Below are 8,337 nucleotides of genomic sequence, written 5' to 3' on the forward strand. Positions count from 1 at the left end.
CGCTCTCTACAGGCGCTGAAGACGCCGCACAGGGAGAGACCCATGAAGGAATCGAGCCTGGACGCTCGCCATCGGGACAAGGATGGCGGGATCAGCAAGAAGCACGGCAACACGCTGGTTGGCACGTTGCGCAAGATCTACGGAAAGGGTTTTGCGGCCGGCTATCCCGATGCGACCCAGCTCAGCGAGGTCCTGCTTCAGCTGAACGAGACGTCGCTGAGCCAGCTGCGCCGCGATCACGACACCGGGCATCTGGGGCACAAGATCGACCACGCCTCGAAGTGACAGGCTCCGCCTGCCTGATTCACCTGTCTGATTCATTTGGCCGATGCACTTGCCCAATGCACTTGGCCAGGTTTATCCGGCGCATCCGCCCCTCACGTCTCGTCCAGCACCTCGAACAACTCCTCCACCCGCTCGAACGGCGCATCGCGCATCTGGCTGTGATAGACCACGCGATCGCCGTCGCGCTGGAGTGACTTTCCTCTCGACTTCCGCAACCGTCCGGGCAGGAACGTTGCGGCCACCGCCCCGAGGCCGACGTCGAGCCGGATGATGCCCCTTCGCTTGCATTCGAGCCTGAGCTTCGCTGCGGCGAAGAAATCGCGCGCGACTTTCGGCAGCGGGCCGAAGCGGCGGGAGGTTTCCTCTTCGAGGTCGACGAGGTCGTCCTCGCTGCCGCATCTTGCGGCGCGCGCATAGAGTTCGAGCCGCACGGGCTCGGAGTGCACATAGGTCTCGGGCAGCATGTCCGCGACCGGCAGGTTCAGGTCGGGCACCCACACCGCGGCCCGCTCCTCATCGACCTTCTCCGAGGCCATTTTCAGCAGGTGGCTGTAGAGCACGGGCCCGAACACCTGGACGTGGCCGGATTGCTGCTCGGAAAACAGGTCGCCCGCACCTCTGAGATCGAGATCGCGCTCGCTGATGGCAAAGCCGGCGCCGGGCCGGCTGAACTCCTCGAGCACGGCCAGCCGCTTCTCGGACTGCCCGGAATTCGTCTCGGTCAGCAAATGGGCGAACGCCCGGATGCCGCTACGGCCGACCCGTCCGCGCAGCTGATGCAGCTGGGCAAGGCCGAACTTCTCGGGCCAGCAGACCACGATGGTGTTCGCACGCGGAATGTCGAGGCCGCTCTCCACGATGTTGGTTGCGAGCAGGACGTCGGCCCTGCCCTCGACAAAGCTCATCATCCGGTCGTCGATCTCGTCGGCAGCCAATCTGCCGTGCAGGCACACGATACGAAGATCGCCGGCCACCGCCTGCACCCGCGCCAGCATCGGATCCAGATCCTGGATGCGCGGACAGATCAGAAAACTCTGGCCGTGGCGCCGCTGCTCGCGCAGCAACGCCGACGCAATGGCCGCATCCGACAGCGGCGCAATCCTGGTTGCGACCGGGAGCCGGTGCACCGGTGGCGAGGCGATCACGCTGAGGTCGCGGAAGCCGGCAAGGCCGGCGGCAAGCGTCCGCGGGATCGGCGTCGCGCTCATCATCAGCACATGGACATTTTTTGCAAGGCTGGAAAGCCGGGCCTTCTCCGCCGCGCCAAAATGCTGCTCCTCGTCGATGATGACGAGGCCGAGATCGTCGAACTTCACGTCCTTCGCGCCCAGCGCCTGCGTTCCGACCACGACCTTGATCCGGCCGCTGCGCAGTCCCTCCTTGGTCTCCCGCAGCTCGGCGCCGGAGGTCGCCCGCGACAGGTTTCCCACTTCGATGCCGAACGGGGCGAAGCGCTTCTGGAACGTTGCGACGTGCTGGCGTGCCAGCACCGTCGTCGGCACCGCGATCGCCACCTGCTTGCCCGACAGCACCACGGCGGCGGCGGCCCGTAGCGCCACCTCGGTCTTGCCAAATCCCACATCGCCGCAGATCACCCGGTCCATCGGATGGCCGGATGCAAGATCATCCAGCACGTCGCGGATCGCCTTGGCCTGGTCGATCGTCGTGAAATAAGGAAAGCGCGCGACGAACTTCTCATAGGCCGATCCCGGCGGAACCAGCTTTTCGGCGCGCCGCCTTCGGCGCTGGCTGATGTGCTTGGCCAGCGCCTTGCCGGCGATCTGGATTTCGCGCTCGGCCTCGGTGCGGCGGGCCCACCAGGAGCTGCCGTCCGCCTTGTCGAGCGCCAGCTTGCCCGGCTCGGTCGCGTAGGGCCACATCAGCGCCAGGTCGGGCGGCGGCACGAGAACCGCGTTGTCGCCCGCGAACACCAGGCGGATCATCTCGCGCAGCGCGCCGCCGCCTGTGTTCACGGTCTGCAGGCCGTCGAGCACGGCAAGGCCGCGCTGGAGATGCACGACCACCGTGCCCTGCTCGGGCACGTCGGCATGGTCGAAGGCTGCGCTCCAGGCCCGCGCCATCGGCTGCGGATGATGCGCCCGGCTGCCGAGCACGTCGGACGCGGTCACGACAACGAGAGACTTTTTCCCCGGCACGACGAAACCCGCATCGAGATCGGCCAGAAGCGCCGCCTCGCCGCCCCGCCCGCGCGCCGCCGTGTCCCAATCCGCGCAGCGCGGCGCCTTGACGCCGCTCATCCGCTCCATCACGCGCAGATCGTCCTCCTGCGCCGCGACCAGGATCAGCCGCGATCCGGCCCGCCGCGTCTCCTCGACGAAGGCACGAAGCGCCTTCCTGGCGGAAGTCAGCTTCGAAAACTCCGGGATGGGCTGGAAGGACGCCGTCCGCGGCAACACCTTCATGCCCCTGGAGAGCTGCTTCCAGTCGCGCCGTCCGATGTATTCTCGCTCTCTCTCCGCACGAGGCGCGGCCTCCTCGATCGTGCTCAGCCAGCCGTCGACGTGCAGCGGGACGCCTGCATCGGCGATCCACTTGGCGCGCCCGCAATAGTCGAACAGCGTCGCGCGCTTGCCGCGTTTGCCAGCGAAGCCAAGCCGCTCCGACATGGGGTCGACGAGAAGCTCGCTGGTCTCGAAGATGATGTCGTGCTCTTTCGGGTCGAACGCCACGATCCGGCTGATCGCGCGGCCTGAATGCTCGATCCGGAACGGCCCCAGCGCGCCCGCGGGAAATATCTCGAAGGTCTGCCCGTGAAACAGCGCTCCGCCCGGATAGTCCGGCTCGTCCTCCAGATCGTATCCCAGGGCTTCGAGGCGTCCGCGCAGGTCGCGCTCGGAAAACGCGCCGCCCACCTTCAAGCTCACACTCAGGCGCGACAGGCTCGCAGGCGGCGGCAGGCGCTCCATCACGGCTTCCGCCGTCGAGACCAGAAAGAGCGGCTTCCTGGATTTTGCGAGGCGTCGCAGCACGGAGGCTCTGCGCCCTGCGAGTTCGTGGGACGGCTCGAGCTGATCGAACGGCAAGGTGTTCAATCGCGGAAACACCAGGACCTCGCAGGAGGGATCGAGCGCGTGAATGACGCTGCCGAGCCGCTCCGCCCTGTTCTCGCTCTCGGCGAGAAAAACGATGCCGCTGCGTCCGGACTGCTTCCATTGCGCAAGCAGATGGAGCGCCATCGAACCGAGGGGCGACGAAGACGAGATCNTGGCGCGCTGCGACCCTTTGCCTTTCTTTGGCGATGTCTTGGTCGCCTTCGCCTTTTTGGTAAGCCTCACTTGAATCCGTCTCTGGTCGTAAACTGTCACCCACCGAACGCGAGCCGCCGCATTGTCGATTCGCTGCTCGCCGCCATGCATATGGGATTTGCCCTGCCAACGCACGCCTCGTGGCAACGTTTGGGACGCCATTGCGCTCCCGAATCTTTGGCTGTTGATCGCCCTACGGACGGGGAACTCGCCGCTTCCGACGCGGCGCGGGATCGGCTGCTCTGGATGCAAGGGCTGTTGCGATCGAGCGCGCCCTGCTCGCATGGCCGGCACGAAAAACCCCAGCGCTTGGACGCTGGGGTGTTTCGTCAAAATATGAATTGGTCAGGCAATGACGCTTTCATAGCAGCGAATGCGCCGCGCGCGTGTGAACTGGTTCACACGCCTTGTTGGTTGTTGGCGCGGCCCGATCAATGCGGAACGGGGTACCGCGCCTCCGGTTTGAACCTGCACACGCCGCGCGCTAGGATGCCCCATTTTACGGAGGCTCATTTGAAATCATTCATTTTCATCGCCGCCATCGCCCTCCTTGCGACGGCCCCCGCCCGCTCACAGCCGCTGGTCGATCCGAACAAGGTTGCCCCTGAATACCGCGAGGCGGCCGAGAAGCGCCGCGCCGAGCAGTTGCGGCAACGCGAATGCGCGATGAAGGCGGATCTGGTGAAGGTGCTGCCGAGGGATCGCACCGCCTTTCTCAACCATTGCCTGGACACGATGGCGGCCAAGCAATAGCGGCTGGCTGATTGACAGCTCCAACGAGCTCCCGCGCCGCCAGTCGCGACGGGCCGATGACGCCTGGCCGCGTTTTGCGAGCATCGCGTTCGTGCGCACGACATTGGCTGCGACGAGACCTCTCGGAATGCCGCCAAAGCCTTCAGGCTTTCTTCAGACATTTGCGATCACCTGACGATCCATTTCCATCGGTCATTGTCGGTCGCGTATGAGTTTCGTCCAGATTCAGTGCACGCGCTGCAAGTCCGTGTTCCGCGATCGCGCGGGACGGTTGCAGGACGGCTATTCCAGGCAATGTCCGAGTTGCGAGGTGGTGCTGTTCTTCGCCGAGGATTCGCAGCACCCTTTCGTCAGGCGCGCGATGCGCAATGCGCGCAAGGCCCGCAAGGAGCAGCGCGAGGCCGAGGCGGCAAGGCGCGTCGCGCCGGAGCCGCGCGCGGCGCGATCATTCGCCGGGCGGGGCCGTTCGGTGGACCGGGAGGACTAAAGCGAAACGGCCATAGGTTGAATTGATTGGCCGCTGGCTCGTTCGACCTCCCCGCATCCGCCTTCGCCAAGGCTTCGGCGGACAAGAGCGTGAGAGCGAGCACACCTCCGTTGCCGCGACGATCAAACCTGATCTCATCGTGCTTTAGCTTACCGCTGCCGCTTCCGCGGAAACAGGCGGTCGCGGATATAGCGCGAGGTCGGGGTCAGGCGGATGCCGCGCGGCTTCTGCCAGGCGGCGCGGTCGATCTCCTTCTTGTCGCCGATCGCGAGCCTGCCCTTGGCGCCTTTGGCGATGAAGATTGCATCGCTCATCTTGCGGCCGGAGCGCTTGTTCCTGGCCTTCACTTCCTTCCAGAGGCTGATCCTGCCGAGCTTCAGCTCGGGCAGCTCCTCCTTGATCTCCCGCCGCAGGCAGTCCTTCTCGGACTCGCGCGCGCGTTTGCGGCCGCCCGGGAACATCCACAGGCCGTCCGACCGGCGTCTGACCAACAATACCTTGCCGCGCTTGGCGGCGACCAGCTTGGAAGACTTCGCCATTACTGCCGCAATCGAAAATAGAATCGTCCTGATCGTAACTTGTCTAGTCGGATAGACAAGTTCGGGACGCGCCTTGATCACAGGCCGCGGGCCGTCGGGCCAGCTGCGACACGGCGGGCAGATCGCGCCGTTCGAGGGCGCGAGATCAGCTTTCGCTCGCCCTCGCGCCCGCCTCCGCCCGGTCCTCCGTCCTGATCCAGGCCATCATCATCTCCCAGGCCACCGACAGGATGATCGGCCCGATGAACAGGCCGACGATGCCATGGGCGAGCGTGCCGCCGATCACGCCGACGAAGATCACGATGGTCGGCGTGGTCAGGCCACGCCCCATCACGAGCGGCTTCAACATCGTGTCGATGAAGCCGACCAGAACGAGAAACACCGTGAGCAGCAGCGCCGTGGTGACGTCCTTGGCGGTCCAGATCCAGATGATCACCGGCAGCAGCACCAGGAAGGCGCCGATCTGCACGATCGAGAGCAGCAGCACGAGGAAGGCGAGAAGGCCGGCGCTCGGCACGGCCGCGAGCTTGAAGCCGATGCCGGCGAGCAGTGCCTGCACGATCGCGACGCCGATCACGCCTTGCGCCACGGCGCGGATGGTCGCGCCGGCGAGCCCCAGGAAATGCTCGCTCTGTTCGGGCACGATGCGAAACAGGAAGCCGCGGCCGGCTGCAACCAGCCTCGGTCCATGCGGGAACAGGAAGCCAGCCACGAACACCGAAACCAGAAACTGGAGCGTGCCGACGCCGGCATCGCCCGCGAGCGACAAGAGCGGCCCCGCCAGCGGCTGGAGATACGGCGCCACTTCCCGCAGCACCGCGCGGATGTTGGTATAGGCCTGGTCCCAGAGTTCGTAGAGCCACGGGCCGACGATCGGCCACGACTTCAGCTGCTCCGGCGCCGACTGGAGCGCGAGGTCGCCGGTACCGAGCTGGTGCGCCAATTCGCGCGCGCCGTCCACCGCGCTGATGCCGAGCCAGGTTGCAGGGCCGATGACGATGCCGAGCGTGATCAAGGTGAGGATCGCCGCCGCGGTCTTGGGCCGCCCGCCGAGGATTTTCGCGACCCAGCTGAAGGCCGGGTAGAACGCGACCGCGAGCACGCCGCTCCAGGCCAGGATCGGCACGAACGGGCGGATGATCAGGAAGGTCCAGATGATCAGCAGGGCGAGCAGGCCGAGCCGGATCACGAGCTGGATGATGTCCTCTCCCGTCAGGAGCTGACGGAGACTTTTCACGGGCACGACCTTCCTTGCGGCATCGACGCGGGTTCCGGCTCTTGCACGGGCAAGCCGTTATTGCCAGCCCCGGGCCGGGCGTCAAGACGAGGCGGGCTCGCGCCCGGCCCCGTACCCGGGACACATGGCCGGGAGAAGCGGCCTGACCAGACCTGCGATTGATCCTGCGGCGATGCCGGCGCGGCTAGAAGTGGTAGTTCACGCCCACCGTTCCGGTCTGGATGTTCAGCTTCACGTTGGCGGGCGTCGCCACCAGATTGCCTGTCGTCACCGGCTGTTCGGTGATCGCGCCAAAGCTCATGTAGTTGTACTCGGCCCTCACCGACCAGTTCGGCATGAACATCCACTCGACGCCGCCGCCGGCGAGCCAGCCGGTGCGGTTGAAGCTGCCCGAGGCGGAACCGGCGAGTGCGCCGGCAAGGCCATTGTTCACGTAGTATTTGTCCCGGGTGAAGGCTGCACCGCCCTTGGCATAGAGCAGCACGCGGTCGAAGGCGACGCCGAAGCGGCCGGTCACCGTGGCGATATAGTCGTTCTTCAACGAGAAGATGAAGCCGGCGCCGCCGCCGAACGGGCTGTTGCTGGAGAGTGTGACGCTGGACCAGGCGCCGGTGCCCTCGAGGCCCAGCACGACATTGCTGATCTGGTAGTTGCCGCCGATCTGGCCACCGACCACGCCGCCGCTGGCCGTGACCGAGCTCCAGGTCGCCGTCGGATCGGCCGGGTCGATGCCGGTCCACTTGCTCCAGGCGCCGCCACCATGCGCGCCGATGTAGAAGCCGGTCCAGCTGAAGATTTGAGCCGCCACCGGCGCCTTCACCGGCGCGGGCGCGATGATATCCGCGGCGAATGCCGGCGTTGCCAGCGACAACAGCGCAGCCGTCAAAACGATCTTCGTCCCCATGATCTCACCCCCATTGATGCGCCTTCCGACCGAGGCGACCCGGGTGAAATCTAGCTGCCGGATCAGGCGCGCGCTTGGACCCGTCGGCGGCGCGACTTGGACTGACCGGCGCTCCGCGACCCGGGAAAATCCTGCAAGATCCGCGTCCGAAGACGGGTTTGGCTAACGGTGATTAACCGGATTTCCGCCGACCGGTTTACGCCGGTGCAAAGGCTCGCTCGTACCCTTCTCGCCAAGCATCTGGGGACACTGAGTTTGCAATGGCCAACAGCATCTGGACGACCGAAGAATTCACCTGCGCGGGTTGCAGCATGAACTACACCGCGACAAGGGAAGAGCACAGCGAGGCACATTCCGGCAGCTTCAAGTGCAGAATCTGCAGCGGCGTGGTGCACGCATGGTCCGGCAAGCATCACTTCTTCGGCTGGCAAGCCGTGAAGACCAAGCCGCCGGTGTTTGGACGGCGATGGGCGGGAGTTGGGTGGTAGGCCCGCGCGACTGGGTTGCGACAGTCACCGATGGCCCCCGGGACCTCCGCCGTTGCGCCGCTGTCGGCGTACAAGCCGACATCAGGCGAACCACAGGACAAGCAACTATTTTATGGGTACACGGCCTAGCACTACTTTGGCAGATTATTGATTTTGCCGCGTTTTATAGGATTCCCGAATCAATTTTTCAATGATTCATGGGTGGTCGGCTCTTGGAGGGCTGACCATGTCGGGATGGGAAGACGAACTCGAACGCTGGCTGATGCCGTTCTTGGACCGGCTGGGTCATAAGACCCGACAGCGGATGTGTCCTCTGTATGTTGCGGGATTGATCGGTCCTGGCGATCGCAAGAGCGTTCAGCCGATGGCGGAACGCCT

Annotated in this window: 9 protein-coding genes; 5 read left to right on the plus strand and 4 right to left on the minus strand. The window is 65.2% G+C overall.

Annotated features, from left to right (window positions below):
* Window positions 1–42: 42 nt before the first annotated feature.
* Window positions 43–285 carry a hypothetical protein gene (locus A3M7_RS0104870; protein ID WP_027542912.1) on the plus strand — a complete coding sequence of 81 codons (243 nt, stop codon included), beginning with the start codon at window positions 43–45 and terminating at the stop codon, window positions 283–285.
* A gap of 92 nt (window positions 286–377) precedes the next feature.
* Here the strand turns inward: A3M7_RS0104870 and A3M7_RS0104875 are convergent, their stop codons facing one another.
* A complete protein-coding gene (locus tag A3M7_RS0104875; protein WP_049823217.1) occupies window positions 378–3,482 on the minus strand; it encodes a DEAD/DEAH box helicase in 3,105 nt (1,034 codons plus the stop codon).
* Window positions 3,483–4,064: 582 nt separating this feature from the next.
* Between A3M7_RS0104875 and A3M7_RS0104880 the strand changes: the two genes are divergently transcribed.
* On the plus strand, window positions 4,065–4,304 hold the full coding sequence (locus tag A3M7_RS0104880) for a hypothetical protein (RefSeq protein WP_027542913.1): 240 nt from the start codon (window positions 4,065–4,067) through the stop codon (window positions 4,302–4,304).
* A gap of 310 nt (window positions 4,305–4,614) precedes the next feature.
* Complete coding sequence (locus A3M7_RS51195; protein ID WP_371089943.1) at window positions 4,615–4,791, plus strand: hypothetical protein; 177 nt, start codon at window positions 4,615–4,617, stop codon at window positions 4,789–4,791.
* A gap of 149 nt (window positions 4,792–4,940) precedes the next feature.
* Here A3M7_RS51195 and A3M7_RS0104890 read toward each other — a convergent pair whose 3' ends face one another.
* The 3 genes from A3M7_RS0104890 to A3M7_RS0104900 form a co-directional block, all read right to left on the minus strand.
* On the minus strand, window positions 4,941–5,330 hold the full coding sequence (locus A3M7_RS0104890) for an NUDIX hydrolase (protein WP_027542915.1): 390 nt from the start codon (window positions 5,328–5,330) through the stop codon (window positions 4,941–4,943).
* A 145-nt stretch (window positions 5,331–5,475) separates the two neighbouring features.
* A complete protein-coding gene (locus A3M7_RS0104895) occupies window positions 5,476–6,573 on the minus strand; it encodes an AI-2E family transporter (RefSeq protein WP_027542916.1) in 1,098 nt (365 codons plus the stop codon).
* A 178-nt stretch (window positions 6,574–6,751) separates the two neighbouring features.
* On the minus strand, window positions 6,752–7,471 hold the full coding sequence (locus A3M7_RS0104900) for an outer membrane protein (RefSeq protein WP_027542917.1): 720 nt from the start codon (window positions 7,469–7,471) through the stop codon (window positions 6,752–6,754).
* Window positions 7,472–7,731: 260 nt separating this feature from the next.
* Between A3M7_RS0104900 and A3M7_RS0104905 the strand changes: the two genes are divergently transcribed.
* Together A3M7_RS0104905 and A3M7_RS46160 are read left to right on the plus strand one after the other, a co-directional pair.
* Entirely contained in the window at window positions 7,732–7,959 is a 228-nt protein-coding gene (locus tag A3M7_RS0104905) for a hypothetical protein (protein ID WP_027542918.1), read from the plus strand.
* Between the two features lie 190 nt (window positions 7,960–8,149).
* Window positions 8,150–8,337: transposase (locus A3M7_RS46160; protein ID WP_198033696.1), on the plus strand; the 188-nt coding region annotated here is incomplete at its 3' end.

Source organism: Bradyrhizobium sp. WSM2254 (assembly GCF_000472645.1).
Classification (GTDB): domain Bacteria; phylum Pseudomonadota; class Alphaproteobacteria; order Rhizobiales; family Xanthobacteraceae; genus Bradyrhizobium; species Bradyrhizobium niftali.

What these genes read in the sequence shown, in the direction of transcription:
- A3M7_RS0104870 (WP_027542912.1), top strand. Translation starts at nt 43, where the DNA reads ATGAAGGAATCGAGCCTGGACGCTCGCCATCGGGACAAGGATGGCGGG.
- A3M7_RS0104900 (WP_027542917.1), bottom strand. Translation starts at nt 7,471, where the DNA reads ATGGGGACGAAGATCGTTTTGACGGCTGCGCTGTTGTCGCTGGCAACG.
- A3M7_RS0104890 (WP_027542915.1), bottom strand. Translation starts at nt 5,330, where the DNA reads ATGGCGAAGTCTTCCAAGCTGGTCGCCGCCAAGCGCGGCAAGGTATTG.
- A3M7_RS0104875 (WP_049823217.1), bottom strand. Translation starts at nt 3,482, where the DNA reads ATGGCGCTCCATCTGCTTGCGCAATGGAAGCAGTCCGGACGCAGCGGC.
- A3M7_RS0104905 (WP_027542918.1), top strand. Translation starts at nt 7,732, where the DNA reads ATGGCCAACAGCATCTGGACGACCGAAGAATTCACCTGCGCGGGTTGC.